At 59.4% G+C, this 19,514-nt stretch carries 10 protein-coding genes; 9 read left to right on the plus strand and 1 reads right to left on the minus strand.

From position 1 onward, the window contains the following. The first annotated feature begins 219 nt into the window (after nt 1-219). The 4 genes from AC1DV6_RS16180 (at nt 220) to AC1DV6_RS16195 (ending at nt 5,521) form a co-directional block, all read left to right on the plus strand. A complete protein-coding gene (locus AC1DV6_RS16180) occupies nt 220-1,803 on the plus strand; it encodes a flagellin N-terminal helical domain-containing protein (RefSeq protein ID WP_477979204.1) in 1,584 nt (527 codons plus the stop codon). 218 nt (nt 1,804-2,021) lie between these two features. After that, nucleotides 2,022-4,622: a flagellar filament capping protein FliD gene (gene fliD / locus AC1DV6_RS16185; RefSeq protein WP_477979206.1), complete on the plus strand. Its 2,601-nt coding sequence runs from the start codon at nt 2,022-2,024 to the stop codon at nt 4,620-4,622. 163 nt (nt 4,623-4,785) lie between these two features. Continuing rightward, nucleotides 4,786-5,205, plus strand: a complete 420-nt coding sequence (fliS, locus tag AC1DV6_RS16190) for a flagellar export chaperone FliS (RefSeq protein ID WP_477979208.1) — start codon at nt 4,786-4,788, stop codon at nt 5,203-5,205. A gap of 19 nt (nt 5,206-5,224) precedes the next feature. Next, complete coding sequence (locus AC1DV6_RS16195) at nt 5,225-5,521, plus strand: flagellar protein FliT (protein WP_477979210.1); 297 nt, start codon at nt 5,225-5,227, stop codon at nt 5,519-5,521. On the opposite strand, the gene AC1DV6_RS16200 is transcribed toward AC1DV6_RS16195, so the two are convergent. Beyond that, complete coding sequence (locus AC1DV6_RS16200) at nt 5,518-7,323, minus strand: O-linked N-acetylglucosamine transferase, SPINDLY family protein (protein ID WP_477979212.1); 1,806 nt, start codon at nt 7,321-7,323, stop codon at nt 5,518-5,520. The two genes, AC1DV6_RS16195 and AC1DV6_RS16200, sit on opposite strands and share 4 nt — an antisense overlap. A gap of 153 nt (nt 7,324-7,476) precedes the next feature. On the opposite strand from AC1DV6_RS16200, the gene AC1DV6_RS16205 reads away from it, so the two are divergent. The 5 genes from AC1DV6_RS16205 (at nt 7,477) to AC1DV6_RS16225 (ending at nt 19,488) form a co-directional block, all read left to right on the plus strand. Continuing rightward, entirely contained in the window at nt 7,477-8,925 is a 1,449-nt protein-coding gene (locus AC1DV6_RS16205) for an efflux transporter outer membrane subunit (protein WP_477979214.1), read from the plus strand. Nucleotides 8,926-8,928: 3 nt separating this feature from the next. Further along, nucleotides 8,929-10,821, plus strand: a complete 1,893-nt coding sequence (locus AC1DV6_RS16210; protein WP_477979216.1) for an SEL1-like repeat protein — start codon at nt 8,929-8,931, stop codon at nt 10,819-10,821. A 275-nt stretch (nt 10,822-11,096) separates the two neighbouring features. Continuing rightward, nucleotides 11,097-15,824: a beta strand repeat-containing protein gene (locus tag AC1DV6_RS16215; RefSeq protein WP_477979217.1), complete on the plus strand. Its 4,728-nt coding sequence runs from the start codon at nt 11,097-11,099 to the stop codon at nt 15,822-15,824. A 167-nt stretch (nt 15,825-15,991) separates the two neighbouring features. Further along, nucleotides 15,992-18,136 carry a peptidase domain-containing ABC transporter gene (locus AC1DV6_RS16220; protein ID WP_477979219.1) on the plus strand — a complete coding sequence of 715 codons (2,145 nt, stop codon included), beginning with the start codon at nt 15,992-15,994 and terminating at the stop codon, nt 18,134-18,136. Beyond that, nucleotides 18,133-19,488 (plus strand): HlyD family type I secretion periplasmic adaptor subunit, encoded by a 1,356-nt coding sequence (locus tag AC1DV6_RS16225; RefSeq protein ID WP_477979221.1) that lies wholly within the window; start codon nt 18,133-18,135, stop codon nt 19,486-19,488. Before AC1DV6_RS16220 ends, AC1DV6_RS16225 begins: the two co-directional genes overlap by 4 nt. Nucleotides 19,489-19,514 lie beyond the last annotated feature (26 nt).

A 19,514-nucleotide genomic window follows, 5' to 3' on the forward strand; every position in this document is an offset into this window, starting at 1 on the left:
TGGGTTTTCCGTGCAAAGTTGCCTGTGATAGAGGTCAATTTCTGCATCTGGCACTTAAGTTTTTCCCGAACTGCCCGAAAACTACTCCAACGGGCCCTCTTGGGTACGTCGTCCGGAAGGCGTCAATCACGGCGCGCCGGTCATAGCGGTCAGCAGCAATGCTGGCGTTGGGATCGGCATTTCGCCGGATTAGGTGAGTTTTTTTCAGGAGTTACCGAAATGACAGCAACCATCAACACGAACGTCAATTCTTTGACAGCGCAACGCAACTTGACCAACAGTCAAATGGGCTTGAGCACAGCGATTCAGCGCCTCTCGTCTGGCCTGCGCATTAACAGCGCGAAAGACGATGCCGCTGGCTTGAGTATTTCCGAGCGTTTCACGTCGCAAATTCGCGGTCTGAACCAGGCTTCCCGCAATGCCAACGACGGCATCTCGCTGTCGCAAACTGCTGAAGGCGCATTGGGCGCTTCCAACACCATCCTGCAGCGTATTCGCGAACTGGCAGTGCAGTCCGCCAATGCGACCAACTCTGCGTCTGACCGCGCAGCGTTGAACCAGGAAGTAAGCCAGCTCGGCGCCGAACTGAACCGCATTGCGCAAACCACGCAGTTCAACGGTCAGAACCTGCTGGACGGCTCGTTCACATCGGCAGACTTCCAAGTCGGTGCCAATGCCAACCAGACCATCAATGCGACAACAGCGAACTTCACAACCAGCAAGTACGGCAACAACCGCCAAGGTTCTGTCGTTGCCGGTAGCGTGACCGCTAACCTGAACAAGGGTGACCTGAACGTTGGTGGCTCCGCTACTTTGACCACTTCTTCCGCCGTGGCTTCCGCTGCAGCGTCCATGGTCAAGGGTTCGACCACATCCTCCATCGTTGCTGACACAGCATTCAAGATCGACGGTTCGCTCGGATCTGCAACCCTTTCGGTGGCCCAAGGCGACAGCGCTAAGACCGTGGCTGCAACTGTCAACGCCAAGACTGGCACGACTGGCGTGTCCGCAACTGCGCGCACTGAAGTAGACTTGTCTACATTTGTTGCCAGCTCCAGCTACTCGCTGGAAATCGTGTCGAACAACACCACTGCGGTGACTGTATCGTTCACTTCCGGCGCCGCCAACAACGCTGATGGCCTGGCTTCCGCGATCAATGCGATCAATGAAAAGTCTTCGCAGACTGGTGTGACCGCCAAGTTGAACGACGCTGGCTCCGGCATCTCGCTGACCAACGCGTCCGGCGAAGACATCATGGTTCGTAACAAGTCGGCTGCTGCCAGCACGTTCAACGTCGATGTCAACGGCACCACGATGTTGACTGGTGTGGTGGGTGACACTGGCACGATCGCTGCCGCCAGCATCGCTTACATCACCGGCTCGCTGACTATGGACTCCGACAAGTCGTTCGCGCTGTCTGCCACCGCTGGTTCTACCAATGCGGCCAAGACTTCCTACGTGCTGGCCACCACTGGCGCCAGCCAACTGCAAAGCGCAGACACACTGGACGTCGGCACCGTGGAATCTGCAACCCGCACGCTGTCCACCGTGGATGCTGCGATCAGCGTGGTCTCCGGTCAACGTGCCAAGTTCGGCGCCTTGCAATCGCGTTTTGAAACCGCGATCTCTAGCCTGGCAACAACTTCTGAAAATCTGAGCGCATCGCGTTCACGTGTTCAGGACGCTGACTTTGCAACAGAAACCGCCAACCTGTCCCGCGCCCAGATCCTGCAACAGGCAGGTACCGCGATGGTGGCTCAGGCCAACCAGTTGCCTCAAGGCGTGCTGGCCCTGCTGCGTTAAAAGGCAGAAAAGCCGGGCAAAAACCCGGCAAACGGAAAGGTCGGTCGCCTCAAGTTCTGCAGAAGGCGGCCGATATACAAGACGGGGAGAGGCGAAAGCCTCTTTCCGTTTTTGTCGTTCCATAGGGGCTTTGCTGAAATCCGGGGCTATTTCCCGGTTTTACAAACCCCGCAAAAAGAGCACACTGAGGTGTTCTTGTTGAAGCAGGAGGCTTGTTCATGGCTACTATCACATCGCTAGGTATCGGTACCAATGGTCTGGATTCAGAAGCCATTGTGACCAAACTGGTCGCGCTGGAAAAACAGCCGCTGACCGCGTTGGCCAATGCCGCGACGATAGACAAGGCCAAGATTTCTGCTTTTGGCACGATCCAGTCACAGTTTTCCACGCTGGCCGATGTTGCGACCCGCCTGTCTGCCAGCTCAGCCTGGGTCGCCCGCTCAGCCTCCTCGTCCAACACCAGCGCTGCGACCATCTCCGCCTCCAGCACCGCTTCGGCGACCTCGTTCACTCTCGATGTAGACCAACTGGCCAAGGCCCAGTCCACCTCGTCATCCAGTATTGGCACGGGCACCTTTGTAGGCGCGGGCACGCTGACCATCAGCAAGGGCACCTGGACCAGTGCCAGCGGCAACGCCAGCACCGATAACACCAACGTCGGCAATGCCGACAACGCAGTCCCGCTGGCCCAGGCCGCGTTGACCACGGCCCAGGCCACCCAGACCGCCGCCGCCGCCACGCTGGCCACCGCCGCCACCGCTCTGTCGGATGCCGACGCCGCGCTGGCCGTTGCCATCGCCAACGCTGCCGGCAATAACGCCCTGTTGAGTAGTGCCACTGCCGCCCTGGCAGCGGCCACCACGGCTTACACCAACGCCAACAACACGTTGACTGCAGCCAATGCGACGCTGCTCAATGCCAATAGCGCGCTGACCAATGCCAACAACGCATCGACTGCGGCCGATGCTGGCGTCACTACGGCTACCACCAATTACAACAACGCCAGCAACACCGCCAATGCAGCGACAAGCGCGCTGGCGTCAGCCAACTCGGCATCCAGCAGCGCGCTGACCGACGACAACGACGCGGCGACCAACCTGGCCATCTATGCTGCGAACAACCCGTCCAACAGCACGCTGAAGAGTTATTCCGACGCGTATACCTCCTGGGTGACTGCGGTTGGCGCTAACGACCATTCCACGCCCAGCCTGCAGGCCGCCGAGGATGCTGCGCTGCAAGCCAAAAACATTGCGTATGGCGTGCTGGGCTCGGTGGACTCGGCTGCCCAGACCAATGCCGATGGCATCACCGCCACCGCTGATGCGACCGACGCGTCTGCATTGAAGGGCGCTGCCAAGACAGCAGCCGGCGTTGCCAGCAGCGCTACGGCAGCGGCTACTGCGGCCAACAACGCCTTGACTGCCGCGACGGCAACACAGACCGCAGCCAACGCAGCGGTTGTCACCGCCGCCAACGATGTGGCCACTGCCAACGCAGCCCAGGTCGTGGCTACCAATGACGTCGGCACCGCCAGCACCGCGCTTGCAGATGCCACGTCCGACCAGGCCACGGCCGTCGCCAATGCTGCACCCACCAATGCTGCACTGGCCACCGCCACCGGCGACCAGGCCAGCGCCGCTGCCGCATACGCTGCCGCCAACACCGCCGCGACCAACGCCAATGCGGCCGTCGTCACGGCCCAGACCAATCTGACCAACGCCCAGAACGGCGTCGGCAGCGCCCGGCCCACATTTGCCGCAGCCAACGCCAGCGGCGACGTTGCCATCACCGTTACTGCGACTGACACCGTGACCACGCTGGCGGCCAAGATCAATGCTGCCAATGCCGGCATTGTGGCGACCGTGTTCAACGACGGCACCGGTGACCGCCTGCAACTGAGCTCCAAGAGCACCGGTGCGGCCAATGGTTTCCGGATCCAGGTCAGCGACACCGGCGACAGCGTGGACAACGACAACAACGGCCTGTCACGCATGGCCTACGATCCGCAGAACGCCTCGTTCGGCATGGCCAGCGCCGGACTGCAAGCGACGTACGGCCAGGACGCCAAGGCCCGCATCAACGGCACGGCGGTGACTTCCAGCTCCAACACCTTTGCCAACAACTTCCCAGGCGTCACCGTGACTGTGATGGCTGTGACCACGACCAACTACAACAACATTGGCGGTACCGAAGCCCGTGCGCCCGTCACGATGGCGGTCAGCGAGGACGTGACGGCGGCCGTCAAGAACGTGCAGGATTTCATCACCGCCTATAACGCGCTGGCCAGCGACCTGGCGGATGTCACCAAATACGACGCTGCGACCAAGACGCCGTCCATTTTTCAGGGCGACTCGTCCATCGTCGGAATGCAGAACCTGTTGCGCAGCATGGTGGGTTCGATCAGCAATGGCTCGGTGTACAAGCGGCTCAATGACATTGGCATTGAGCGCCAACTGGATGGTACGTTGTCGATGAACACGACCAAGCTGTCCGCTGCGGCCAACAATGGCACCGAGTTGTCCAAGCTGTTCACCACCAATAACAATGACATCCAGACCAACGGTTTTGCGTTGAAGTTTGCCAACTTTGCCAAAGGCGCACTCGCCACCGGCGGCGCCGTGGTCAACAAGGCCAGCGCGCTGCAAAAGGAACTGGACACCAATGCCAAGGACCAGACCCGGATCAACGACCGGGCCGATGCATTCGAGAAGCGGATACGCGCTCAATACAGCGCGCTGGACGCCAAGATGGCCAGCCTGAACGCGCTGAACACTTATGTGGCCCAACAAATCGCGACCTGGAACAAGTCCACAAGCTGAGTTTTAGGCATGAAAAGTGGTGTTTTAGCCCGTAGATACTGCGTAAGCAGCTCCTGTTTTTGTAGCATATCTTCTCCGTTAAGAAGTCGAACTTCTTTCGCCCAGGGCTTTAGTCGGTCCAAAACCTGCCGATACTTACTGCAAGACAACAAGGATTTGCAGCATGTTCACCTCCGCCAGTACCCGTTCCGCCTCGGCCTACAAGCGTGCCAGTGTGGAAGCCAGCGTGGACATGGCGGACCCGCACCAGTTGGTCAATTTGCTGTTCGAAGCCTTGCAGCGCGCCATCGGCGCCGCCAAGTTGCATATGCAGTCCGGTGACATCCCCAACAAGTGCACCCAGATCGGGAATGCGATCCGCATTCTGGAGGAGGGCCTTCAGGCGCCGCTGGATTTGGAAAAAGGTGGAGAGATTGCCGCCAATCTGAAATCTGTCTACGAATACTGCGTTAACAAACTGGTGATGGCCAATGCCCGCAACGACTTGGCTGCGCTGGACGAAGTGCAACGCCTGATCGAGCCTATCGCCTCCGGCTGGAAGCAGATCGAAAGCCGGGGCCCTGCGTATCTGCGGCCGGTTTGAATCGAAGAGGCTTGTTGCCATGCCGCAAATGCTGATTGACTATTACAAAGCCATCGAGGACAGCAGCGCCAAGATGCTGGAGGCTGCAAAGGTCCAGGATTGGGATGGCGTGGTGCGTTTCGAGGGCGCCTGCGCGGTGCTGATCGAGCAGCTGCGCAGCCGTGCCCACACCGAAGAGCTGGATCTTGCCGCGCGCCAGGAAAAGACCAAGATCATGTTGCGCATTCTGAACAACGATGCGCAGATCCGCTATCTGGCTGAGCCTTGGCTGGCGCATTGCGAACAGAAGTTCGCAAACCAGCAATACCTGCACTAAAGGTCGGCCACCAGCCGCTTGAGTTCGCCTTCCAGATTACGCACAAAGCGCGGCGTATCAAACAACACCCCATCCGTACGTACTTGCTGCAGTTGCGTACGCAGCCTTGGGAGAGTTGCCGGGTCGGACGCAATGGCCACGGCCTTCTCCTCGTAGTCCGCGACGTTGTAGGTAATCAACTCGTCCATGCCAGCCGCGGTCAGTAATGCACCCGCCATGCGGGCAGCAAACGACTTGCCGCAGCGGGTCAGTACGGGCAAGCCCACCCACAGCGCGTCGTTGGCAGTGGTGCCGGCATTGAACGGGAAGGTATCGAGAAACAGATCGGCGCAGGCGTAGCGGGCCAGGTAGTGCTCGGGCAGTACGCGTGGCGCAAACAGCAAACGGTTTCCATCGATGCCGCGCTGCAAGGCCTCTTTGCGCAAATTGGCTTCGGCCCAAGGATTGTCCGACAGCAGCCACAGTACGCTGTTGGGTACACGGCGCAGGATGTTCATCCAGACGTCGAACATTTCCTGCGTGTATTTGTAGTTGTTGTTCAGCGAGCAGAACACAAAGGCATCGTCCGGCAGGCCGCAACTGGCGCGGCTGGGCGCCACCGCAACGGCCCGCTTGCGGTCGCTGACCTGGTAGACATCCGGCATGTACAGCGGCTTTTCCGAATAGAACTGCGCAGTCTCCTGCGGGATCAGGAAGCGATCGGCAATCACATAGTCGATCGATGGCAGACCGGTCGTGGCTGGCAGGCCCAGGTAAGTGATCTGAATAGGCGCCGGGCGGTAGGCCAGCATGTTCGCGCGTGCGCCCGAGGTCTGGCCCTGCAGGTCGACCAGGATGTCAATCTCGTGCGAGCGCATGAGCTGCGCCGCGGCTTCGTCAGAAAGTTGGTCAATCCGTGTGAAGTGGTCCATTGCCGCGATCACGCGTTGGCGCAGGGCCGAACCGTCTTCCGGGCTCCAGCAGTAGCCATAGATCTCGAAATGTTCGCGGTCATGCAGCTCGAACAATTCGGCCATCAGCATGGACACTGGGTGCAGCGAAAAGTCCGACGACACGTAGGCCACGCGTATCTTGCGGTGCCTGTAAGCCTGCGTGGGCGTAATCACCGGCAGGCCGTGGGCGACTTTCTTTTCGACGAAATGGTGCGCGGCCCGCAGCTGTTGTGCCGGGTCGTCGGAGACACTTAGCATCGCCAGCGCCGACGTGCACTGGCGCATCCATTCCGGGTCTACGCCGGGCAAGCCCGCGTAGACCGGCCAGATGCACTGCTTTTGCCGCAGGTGCACCCAGTGGTGCATGGCATCTGTCTGGCTTGGGTCTATCGTCAGGCTGCGTGTCAGATACCCGGTGGCCTCTTCCAGGCGCTTGTGGGTTTCAAGCACCCGGCCAAGATGGTTCAGCGCCATCAATACAAAGCCTATGTTTTCGCCGGATGCTGAAATGTTTTCTGCTACCCAGCGCCATTGCTTCAACGCATCTTCGATTCGGCCCATACGCTCATACAGCGTGCCGAGGTTGAGATACGGCTGGACAAAGCCGGGAAAAATCTGGATCGCCCGCAGATAGGCTGCCTCGGCCTTGGGCAAATCACCGGCGTTGCCCAGTGCCACGCCCAAGTTGAATAGCGCCGCATGGGCATAGGGTGATTGGTTGCGATCCAGCCATGTTTGGTACAGCACCACCGCCAGCGCACTGTCGCCCGCAGCTTCGAGCCGGCCGGCGGTGTCCAACAGTTCGCCAAACGAAAGTTCGGTGTTCCAGGCGCGTCGCACCGCAATCGCAAAGGATTCCTCAGTCGCCAAACGGCTTCTCCTGCAAGAGTTTCTAGCGGTGGATGGTAAGCCGCGTGTTGCGCATCCTAGGGCAAGTGCCCACCATTTGAGGAAAAAAAAGCATGAGAAACAGGTCTATTTATGGCGTTTTGCGATCCGCGCAGGCGCCGTAAACTGCCCGGCATGAAGCTCCCTTCACGCACGACCGCGCACGCCCCGATACCGAGGCTGTTGGTCCACGGCGGAGGGTTGGCGACCCTGTTTTTTCTGGGGGCCTGCTCGTCGATTGGCGAACTGAAGCTGCCCGAGCCGCCTGTAGCCAATGCCTGGCCTCAGTCAATCGCTCCCGATTTGCGCGGTGTGGGCAGCGTGCACTGGCGGACCTTCTTCCCCGATGCTCGCCTGCAGGCGCTGATAGATGCAGCGCTGGAAAACAACCGCGATATGCGTATTGCAGTCGCGCGCGTTCAAGAGGCGCGTGCGCAATACGGTTTTGCCAAGGCGGATCGTCTGCCCACTGTCAATTTGGTTGGCTCTGGCAGTTTCTCCAATACCCCAGGCAACATCAGCGCGACCGGCACTACGCTGTCCAACGAACGTTACGACCTGGGCCTGAACGTAATCTCCTTCGAGGCCGACCTGTGGGGACGGTTGTCCGGGCTGTCCGATGCGGCAAAGAGCAACGTGTTGGCGACGCAGGCTGCGCAAAAGACGGTGCAGATTGCGCTGATTGCAGATGTTGCTTCCGCCTACTTCACGGTGCTGCAACTTGATGAGATGGGCGCGCTGTCGCGTGCCGCTCTGGAGACGCGTGAGCAAACCCAACAACTGGTGACCAAGGGACGTGATGCAGGTGGTGTTGGTGAGGTCGAGGTCCAGCAACTGCTGGGCATACTGGAGTCAGCCCGCGCTGCGAACGAGACGCTGGACTATCAGCGGACTGTGGCCACCAACCGACTGAATTTTCTGATCGGCAAGATGCCGGCAACACTGCCGGATGGCAAGTCGCTGGAAGAGTTGAGCCTGACGGCCACTCTGCCAGATGGCCTGCCCGGCGACGTTCTGTTGCTACGCCCTGACGTGATTGCTGCCGAATACCGGCTCCGTGCGGCGCACGCCAATGTGGGGGCTGCCCGGGCGGCCTTCTTGCCACGCATCTTGCTGACCGCGGGTGCTGGCGTTGCCAGTGCCGGGCTTTCCAGCCTGTTTGCTGCGGGCGGGTCCTGGACATTTCAGCCCACTATTGCCATGCCGCTGTTCGACGGCGGACGTACCGCCTCTGGCCGGGATCTGGCGGATGCGCGTAAGGAAATCGCAATCGCAGAGTACGAAAAAACCATTCAACTGGCGTTTCGCGAAGTGGCGGATCTTTTGGCGGCCAGCAACTCCACGGCGCGGCAAATGCGGGCTACGCTGGCCAATGAGCGCGCACAAAGATATAGGCTGGATGCGGCTGTGGCTCGCGCACAAGCGGGTCTGACCAGTCCGATGGATGTTCTGGACGCCCAGCGCGACTGGCTGGCTGCGTGCCAGACGTCGATTCAGGTTCGGCGTGGCCAACTGGATGCCTCTGCCCAGTTGTATCGCGCGCTTGGAGGCGGCCAGGCCGAAACCCAATTGGCACAAAAATAGACGATGACCGCCAGCACCAACCTGCGCGACAAGCGCAACTTCGAAAAAACCCTGAAAGAGGCGCGTATTGGCACGCTGGAGGCGCAATACGAATTGGCGCTGATGTATGCCAATGGCATTGGCGTGGCTGTTGATGTTCCCAAGGCGATTCAGTGGCTGCAGCAGGCTGCGGGCAAGGGCCTGTCGTCTGCCCAATACCTGCTGGCGACGCGCTACTTGAGCGGCATTGGCGTTGAACGTGATGAGACCAGCGCGATGCTGTGGCTGGGTAAAGCCGCGGCGCAGGGAAATACCAAGGCGATCTATCGGCTCGGCCGGTTTCTGGAGGCTCCGCACCGCGATGCCGCGCTGGCCTGCTTGCAACAAGCGGCTCAGGCCGGTTTGCTGGAGGCGCAATGGGCTTGGTCCAAGGCGGTACTCAATGCCGAGCAGGCCAGCGGCGAGCAACGTCGCCTGGCCTTTGAGTACTTGATTAGCGCAGCGGAGCAGGGCATGGCGGCCGCGCAGTGCGCATTGGGGGACCTCCATTTACGAGGCGTAGCCGTTGCACCTGACAGTGCACTGGCATTGGACTGGTACCGCCGCGCGGCATCGCAAGGCAGCGTGCAGGCGATGGTTGCGCTGGAGCGGCTTGAATTGGCAGGTAGCACCCGTGGCGCTGGGCGCAACTCCGCTAAGCGCAAGACGAACCAGGAGCGTCGGCGTTCGCCGCAGAAATGGCTGGAAGCTGCTGAGTCCGGCGACGCCGACACGCGCTATCACGTGGGCCTGCTCTATGAGATGGGCTGGAGCGTTGCGGCGGACCTCGCGCAAGCGCAGCACTGGTATCGCAGCGCCGCACAGCAGGGCGACGCCCGTGCCCAGAACGCCCTGGGTCGATTGCTGGAAGCGACCGGAGTTTACGAAGCACTGGACTGGTACAGGAAGAGCGCTGAACAGGGCGAGGCTGACGCGCAGTTTGCGCTGGCCAGAAACTTGTCCTCCGGTAACCTGCTGACGCCCGACCCGTTCCGGGGCCTTGGCTGGTACTTGCGCGCCGCTGAGCAGGGCCACGCCGCCGCACTGGTGACCGTGGGTAGCCTGTTGGAGGGAGATTTGGGGCATGTCGCGCTGGGCTGCTACCAGCATGCGGCCGCACTGGGCGTTGCGCAAGCGCAGTTCAAGGTCGGTGAGGACTTGCTTAAAGACGGCGGGCCGAATGCGTTGGCCCAAGCCGAACGCGTACTCAGTTTGGCCGCTCGGCAGGGCCATGCGCAGGCGCAATGTGCGTTGGGGCTGATGTACCTGGAAGGTCGCGGCGTTGCGCGAGATGCCAAGACTGCGGTCGAATGGTTGTCCGAATCAGCTGCGCAGGGTGAGCCCAAGGCGCAGTGGAATCTAGGTTCGCTGTATGCCAGCGGCAACACGGAAGCTGGCTTGGCGCGCAATGTAAACCTGGCGTTGGACTGGTGCCACAAGTCGGCCGAGCAGGGTTTTGCGGCGGCACAGGCGACGCTGGGCGCTCTATACGCCCGGCTGGAGCGCTGGCCCGACGCCCTCATGTGGCTGGAAAAAGCCGTAGCCCAGGATGATCCGGAGGCGCTATTCAATCTGGCCTTGCTAGCCATGCAAGCCAAATTTCCACAGATTACCGCGCAGCAGGCACTCACTTATTTGTGCCGGGCGGCCGATAAGAAGGTGGTGCAGGCGCAATCACGTCTGGGATTGGCCTATGCCAAGGGCGAGGGCGCAGCATTGGACGCGATTGAGGCGCACAAATGGTTTTTGATTGCCAGCCAGGCCGGAGACAAGGTTGCAACGACGAACTTGGCGCACTCTGAAAAGCTGATGGCCGACGCGCCACTGCGCGAGGCCCGGCGGCGAGCGGAAGAGTGGTCCAAAGCGCGAATAGTGTGAAGAAATGCACAGAAAGCGCATAAAGGGACTTTCGACTCTGAATCTCCGCTTGAGGATGTAAGCAAATGTTGCCAATAATGGCCCCCTGCGCTTCTAAAGTTTTTAGTGTTTATGTCGATGAAGAGAAGCGGCCGTACTGTTCGTTACAAAGAAATCTAGGTCCAAGAGGGTTTAGGCGTCCTGTAGAGTCATATGTAACGAGCGGTAAGCAAACGGCTTACAGACTGCAGCAGCAAACGGTGGGGTAGTGACCTGATTGGTCCAAAGGAATAAAGATGAGTAACCTTAGTGGCTTGACGACGGCGCAGATTGCGGCCCTTACTACCTTTCAGATTCAGGCGTTGACAACGGATGACATCCAGTCGTTCACGACCTCGCAGGTCTCTGCATTCACCACATCCCAGATTCAGGCGTTCAAGACGGCCCAGGTGGTCGCCTTCTCCACGGGTAATGTTGCGGCTTTCACAACGCGCCAGGTTGCGGCCTTTGAAACCGCCGATCTCGTCGCGCTGACAACGGACCAAATCAAGGCGTTGACTACGGCGCAGGTTTCTTCGTTGGACACCAATCAGATCGGTGCGCTGACCACCTCCCAAATCCAGGCGTTGGATACCCAGGACGTTGCTGCCCTGAAGACCAACCAGGTTGCCGCACTGTCGACCAGCAGCATTGCGGCGCTGACCACCAACCAGATTCAAGCCGTCTCCACAGCGGGTGTTGCCGCATTGAAGACCAGCCAGGTTCAGGCCTTGGGCACGGACCAGATCGTCGCGTTGACCACCGGTCAGGTTGTCGCCGTCACCACTGCCAATGTCGCCGCGCTGAGTACCTCTCAAGTTGCAGCCATTGAAACCGTGGATATCGCCGCGCTGAAGACGTCGCAGATTGCCGCGCTGAACACCGCTAGCGTCGCAGCGCTGACCACTGCCCAAGTGCAGGCCGTGACCACTGCGGGCGTCGCAGCCTTGAAGACCAGCCAGGTCGCAGCGCTGACCACCGACCAGATCGTTGCGCTTACGACCAGTCAGTTCCAGGCCGTTACGACTGCCAATGTCGCTGCGTTGACGACGGCCCAGGTCGCCGCTATCGAAACCACAGACATCGCTGCGCTGAAAACCAATCAGGTCGTCGCGCTGACCACCGCTGGTGTTGCAGCATTGACCACAGATCAAGTGGTTTCATTGACCACTGGTCAGATATCCTCACTGACGACCAACCAGGTCGTCGCACTGACCACGGGGCAAGTGCAATCGATTGAGACCGCCGACATTGCGGCCCTGAAGACCAACCAGGTCGCGGCGCTTTCGACCGCTGACGTTGCGGTGCTGACGACCAATCAGGTTGTTGCGCTGACCACTTCGCAAATCTCCTCACTGACCACAAACCAGATTGGCGCGCTGACCACAGGTCAAACTGCGGCGATCGAGACGGTGGACATTGCTGCGCTCAGGACCAACCAGGTTGCCGCGCTGAGCACTGCCAACGTGGCCGCCTTGACGACCAACCAAATCCAGGCTGTGACCACGGGTGGGGTGGCCGCGCTGAAGACCAACCAGGTCCAAGCCCTGACTACGGATCAGATCGTTGCGCTGACGACCAGCCAGATTCAGGCGGTTACTACCGGTAACGTTGCTGCGCTGAGCACATCGCAAGTTGCCGCGATTGAGACCGCTGACATCGCTGCGCTGAAAACCAACCAGGTCGTCGCACTGACGACTGCTGGCTTCGCGGCATTGACTACCGATCAGGTCGTTGCACTGTCTACGTCACAAGTGTCGTCACTGACGACCAACCAGATCGGCGCACTGACCACCAGTCAGACCGCAGCCATTGAAACCCGCGATATCGCAGTGTTGAAGACCAATCAGGTTGCAGCGCTGAGCACAAGCAACGTTGCCGCGCTCACGACTAACCAGGTCCAGGCCGTCACCACTGCCGGTGTGGCCGCCTTGAAGACCAACCAGGTCCAGGCCCTGACTACGGATCAGATTGTTGCGCTGACTACCAGCCAGATCCAGGCCGTTACGACCGCCAACGTGGGCGTGTTGAGCACAGCCCAGGTCGCGGCGATCGAGACCACAGACATTGCTGCCCTGAAGACCAACCAGGTCGTGGCGATCTCCACAGCCGGCATCGCCGCGCTGACCACTGATCAGATCCAGGCCATCACGACTTCCGGCATTGCTGCACTGAAGACTTCGCAAGTGCAGGCACTGCGTACGGATCAAGTGGTCGCGCTGACCACAACCCAAGTACCAGCTTTGTCCACCGCAGGCGTAAACGTATTGTCGACTGCGCAGACGGCAGCCATCGAGACTGTTGACATTGCGGCGATGAAGACAGCCCAGATCGTGGCTATCAGCACGGCCGATATTGCTGCGTTGACCACGGCCCAGATCGTTGCGCTGACCACTTCTCAAGTTGGTGTGCTGACGACCGCCCAGATCGGTGCACTGACGACTGCGCAAGTCACGGCAATAGAAACCGTAGATATTGCTGCACTGAAGACCAGCCAAGTCGTGGCATTGACGACTGCCGATGTGGCGGCGTTGACGACTGACCAAATTGTGGCGCTGAGCACCTCGCAAGTCTCGTCACTGACGACAGGCCAAATTCTGGCCCTGACTACTTCGCAAATTGCAGCGATCGAGACGGTTGATATTGCTGCGCTGAAGACCACTCAGGTTGCAGCACTGAGCACTGCCGATGTAGCGGCGCTGACCACTACGCAGATTCAGGCAGTCACCACTGCCGGCGTCGCTGCGCTGAAGACCAACCAAGTCCAAGCACTGACCACTGACCAGATTGTTGCACTAACGACTGCGCAGATCCAGTCCATTACCACAGCCGATGTGGCCGCACTGAGTACGGCTCAGGTGGCGGCGATCGAAACAGTCGACATTGCCGCGCTAAAGACCAACCAGGTTGTGGCGCTGACCACAGCCGATGTGGCCGCGCTGACGACCGACCAGATCATCGCGTTGAGTACTGCACAAATCTCATCGTTGACGACCAATCAGGTCATCGCCCTGACCACTTCTCAAGCGGCGGCTATTCAGACTGTCGATATTGCAGCGCTGAAGACCAATCAAGTCGCCGCCCTGACAACCGCCGATGTAGCGGCGCTGACGACTGCGCAAATCCAGGCCGTTACCACCGCTGGCGTTGCCGCGCTGAAGACGACTCAGGTCCAAGCATTGACCACTGACCAGATCGTTGCACTGACGACTGCGCAGATCCAGGCGGTCACTACGGCCAACGTTGCAGCATTGACTACCGCTCAGGTTGCTGCGATTGAAACTACCGATATCGCGGCGCTGAAGACCGGCCAAGTCGTGGCTTTGACCACAGCCGACGTGGCAGCCTTGACGACTGGACAAGTCGTAGCATTGACCACTGCGCAGGTATCGTCACTGACGACCAATCAGGTCATCGCCCTGACCACCTCTCAAGCAGCGGCCATCGAGACTGTTGATATTGCGGCCCTGAAGACCATTCAGGTTGCTGCGCTGACCACAGCCAATGTCGCAGCGCTGACGACCGATCAGATCCAGGCAGTTACCACCGGTGGCATTGCGGCACTGAAGACCAATCAGGTCGTGGCGCTGACGACTGACCAGATCGTTTCGCTGACGACGACCCAAGTGCAGGCGCTGACCACGCAGGATGTGGCGGCACTGAGCACTACTCAAGTTGCTGCGATGGAAACCACAGACATCGCTGCACTGAAGACCGCGCAGGTCGTTGCGCTGACCACCGCCGATGTGGCCGCACTGACGACCGATCAGGTCGTTGCGCTGACGACCGCGCAAATCTCGTCGCTGACGACCAAGCAGGTGCTGGCGCTTTCGACCACGCAAGCTGTTGCCATTGAAACCCGTGACATTGCAGCGCTGAAGACCAATCAGGTCGCGGCCCTGACCACGGCAACCGTTGCAGCACTGACCACCAGCCAGTTGGTTGCGCTGACGACGGCGCAGATTCGTGCCTTCTCTAGTACACAGGCTGCGGCGCTGACAACAGCACAGAATGAGGCTTTGACCTCGACGCAGATCGGCGCCTTCACGACACAAGCCATACAAGGGCTGACGCTGGGCACGCCGCTGGTGCTGGACTTGGACGGCAACGGTATCAGCACCTTGAGCATCCAGTCAGGCGTGAAATTCGACCTGTTTGACAACGGAAAGAGCGTCAACACTGGTTGGGTCAGCAGCACCGATGGTTTGCTGGTATTGGATCGTAATCATGATGGCTTAGTCAACAATGGCTCCGAATTGTTCGGTTCTGCGACCAAGCTGGCGGACGGCAGCAATGCTGCCGACGGATATGCCGCGCTGCAAGAGTTGGATGCCAACCATGACGGCGTCATCAACGAGCGGGATGCCGCGTTTGCCGATCTGAAAGTCTGGGTGGACGGAAACTCTGATGGCCTCACCAATGAGGGTGAACTCAAGAGCCTGAGTTCACTGGGCATCACCGAAATCGGTGCGACGGGCCAGGTCAATTTGAGCAAGGACAACGGAAATCTGATCGGCCTGACCTCTACCTACAAGACCTCGGATGGCAGCACCCATGAAGCCGCCGATGTCTGGTTCGTCGCCGACAAGAACCAGAGCGTGGACAGCGCGATTGCCGACCTGGCTAAAGGCCAGTCGGTGGCGCCTACGGTGCAAGTGCCTGTGGCCGAGCAGGTTGCAGAACCTGTTACCACTGGAACCGACTTGCGTTCGAAGGTTTCGGGGCTGGCGACTGCCTTGGGCAGCTTCGGGGATGGCGAAGGTTTCGTCGGCACCAAGTTGCAAGTCACTGCGGCGAGCCAGTTGTCGGTCCAAACACCAGCGACGTTGGCTGTCGGCAGCATGGTCAGTGTGATGAAACAGTTCGATGCCGATGGCAACCTGTTGAGTCCGAACGCGACAGCGACCGCGCTGTTGAGCAAGACCCCTGGATTGAACGGAACACAGGATCCGTCGACCAACGGCATTCTGGCCAGCAAGGGCTGACAAAGACAGCGGCGCCAACGGCGCCCCCTACGCAAAATACCCGGCCTTGCCGGGTATTTTTTTGTCCGTGCGCCTGGTAAAAACTGCGCTCCAAATACCCCGTATTTCCCGAGTTCTGCCAAAAAGGCCTGTGCTGAAATGCCTGAGTCCCGCAGTGTCAACTCACAATGGCAGAACGCTTCCCCCATTCCACCGTCCAATGCCTGGCCGCCATCGCCCAACATCACCGCTTACCGGTCAATCCGGAGCGGTTGATAGAGGATTACGCCTTGGCGGCGGAGGAGCCTGCGCCGGCAACGGTGCTACGGATCGCAGCGGACATCGGGCTCAAGGCCAAGTTTGACCGGTTGACGTGGGACGGCCTGTTGGCCCAAGGCGGGGTCTTTCCGCTGATCGCTCGCCTGCGAGATGGCAACTGCGTAATCGTCATCGGAACCTCCGCGGCAGGCGATCAGAAGCTTGCACTGCTTAATCCCATGGCTCAGAAGGCGACCGAGGTCCTGTTGATGGACAAGGCCGATTTCACCGCATTATGGGATGGTGAAGTATTTTTGATGAAGCGCGTTTATGCGCTGCCCGAAGAGGGCCAGCCTTTTGGCTTTCGCTGGTTTATCCCAGAAATCATGAAGCAGAAAGCCGCATTGCGCGATATTGCGATTGCGGCGATTGCGATGCACTTTTTGGCGCTGGCCTCTCCCATTTTCTTTCAGCTGGTCATCGACAAGGTACTGGTGCACCAAAGCATGTCCACGCTGTGGGTGCTGGGCGTGGGCATCGTGATTGCACTGATCGTTGACGCGCTATTCGGCTATCTGCGACAGATTCTGACGATGTCGGCCACTAACAAGATAGATATGCGGCTGACGCGGCGTACTTTTGCGCATTTGCTGTCGCTCCCGATTGACTATTTCGAGACGACCACTGCAGGCGTGATCACGCGCCACATGCAGCAGGTTGAAAAAATCCGTGCATTCCTGACCGGACGCATGTTTTTCACGGTGCTGGACGCGACCTCTCTACTGATCTTCTTGCCCATCCTATTTACCTATTCGGTCAAATTGGCAATGGTGGCGTTGGTGTTCACGATCTTGATTGCTGGCATTGTCGCGGCGATGGTGCCGACCTTTCAGAAGCGCTTGAAAGATCTATACCAGGCAGAAGGTGAGCGCCAGTCGATGATGGTGGAAACCATACACGGCATGCGCACCGTCAAAGCACTGGCGATTGAGCCGGCGCAGCGCCGCCAATGGGACCAGCGCTCGGCCCAGTCCATCAATATGCATTTCCGCGTCGGTACCTTGGCCATCACCGGGAATGCGATTACCGACTTACTGGGCAAGCTGTTGCCAGTGGTCATCATCGTGATGGGTGCGCAGGAGGTGTTTGATCAGACCATGACAGTGGGTGCGCTGATCGGTTTTCAGATGATTACCGGCCGCGTTACTGCACCCCTGATTGCCATTGTTGCACTGGTCAACGAGTACCAAGAAACTGCGCTGTCCATCAAGATGATGGGCGAGGTGATGAATCGTGCGCCCGAAGGTCGCGCCAGTGCTGGAGGCCTACGGCCAGAGCTGGCTGGCGAGATCTCTTTCGATGAAGTGACCTTTCGCTACCCCGGCTCCAGCAACGCGGCGCTGGACCGCGCCAGTTTCACGATTCCTGCTGGCAAAGTGATTGGCATTGTTGGACGCAGCGGATCCGGAAAGACCACACTGACCAAGCTGATCCAGGGTTTGTATCCGGTACAAGAAGGTATCGTCCGCTTTGACCGCACCGATGCGCGCGAGATCGAACTGGCCCATTTGCGGCGCCAGATCGGTGTGGTTTTACAGGAGAATTTCTTGTTCCGCGGCTCGGTGCGCGACAACATTTCAGCGGCCAAGCCCGAGGCTACTTTCGAGGAAATCGTTGCTGCTGCCGATGCAGCGGGCGCCTCCGAGTTCATCGAGCGCTTGCCCCAGGGCTACAACACGATGCTTGAGGAGAACGCTTCGAACTTGTCAGGCGGACAGAAGCAGCGCTTGTCGATTGCCCGCTCTTTGCTGTCCAAACCGCGCATTCTGGTGCTGGACGAAGCCGCCTCGGCGCTGGACCCGGAGAGCGAGGCTATCTTTATCAACAACTTGTCGCGAATTGCAGTTGGCCGCACTGTAATCATGATCTCGCACCGACTGTCGACTTTGGTCAACGCGCATGCGATCCTGGTGATGCACCAAGGCAAGCTGGTCGACGTTGGCCGGCATGAGGAGTTGTTAACCCGAAGCGAAACCTACCAGCACCTATGGAACCAGCAAACCAGTCATTTGTGAAGCGCTGGCTCCATAAGATTGGAGGCGCAAACCAGTCCGGTACGGTGGTGGAATACCTGCCGGACGCGGACGAGATTGAGCGCAGCCCGCCGCCGCGCTATGCGCAGTTCACCCTGCAATTGCTGGTTGTTGCGTTGTTGACATTCTTTGTCTGGGCCAGCATCTCGCAGCTGGATCAGGTCGTGGTCTCGCAAGGTCGGCTGGTAAACCCATTGCCCAATGTGGTGGTGCAGCCACTGGAGACGGGCGTGATTCAAAGTGTTGATGTCCGGGCTGGTCAGGTCGTCAAAAAGGGCGACAACCTGGCAACACTGGACGCAACTTTTGCGCAGGCGGATGAATCGCAGTTACGGTTGCGCATGACCAGCCTGGAGACACAGATTGCGGGCATTCAACTGGAGCTGTCCGGCGGCAAATCGATTGCGGGTAAGCCGACTTCAGCTGATGGCCTTTTGCAGGCCGACCTGCTGTCAGAACGAAAAGCCAACTACAACGCCCAGCAGCTCAAGTTGTCGGAGACGGCGGGCCGGCTGCGTGCGGCGGTGGTGACCAACAAGCAGGATCAGCAGCTGGTTCTGACCCGGTTGAAGTCGCTGAAAGAAATCGAGGCGATGCAGGAAAAAATGGTCGCGCAAAAGTACAGCGCACCACTGCAACTTCTGGAAGCACAGCAGCGCAGCCAGGAAGTGGCGCGAGAGCTGGAGATCACCCGCAGCCGTGAGGTCGAGCTGAAGCGGGAACTGGCTGCCTTTGAGGCTGAAAAAACTGCGTTCGAGAAGAATTGGCGTCAAAAGGCGATGGAAGATCTGCTGATGCTGACCCGCGAGCGCGACGGGATAGAGCAGCAATTGCAAAAGGCTGACCGGCGCAGCAAGCTGGTGACACTGACCGCTCCGGTCGATGGCGTGGTGCTGGAGATCGCCAAACTGTCACCCGGCTCCATCATTCGGGAGGCGGAGACCTTCTTCACGCTGGTGCCACTGAACTCCGATTTGCAGGTCGAGGTGCAAATCAACTCTGTGGACGTCGGCTACATCAAGATTGGCATGCCAGTGCATGTGAAGCTGGACGCTTATCCATTCCAGCGTCATGGCGCCCTGGAGGCTACCGTCACTGGCATCAGCGAAGACGCGTTCAAGCGGGACGCCTCGGCCAAGTCTAGCGTCGACACCTACTACATTGCACGCATGAAGCTGAACGGCATCAAGTTGCGAAATATGACTGACAACGCCCGCTTTCTGCCGGGCATGACGCTGTCTGCCGAGATCGTTGTCGGCACGCGCTCGGTGATCTCCTACTTTGCATGGCCGCTGACCAAGGGGCTGGACGAGGCGATCCGTGAACCCAAGTAATCCGCGGTCCTTTGCGACACAATAAG

Source organism: Rhodoferax sp. P2_H8_2 (assembly GCF_056403235.1).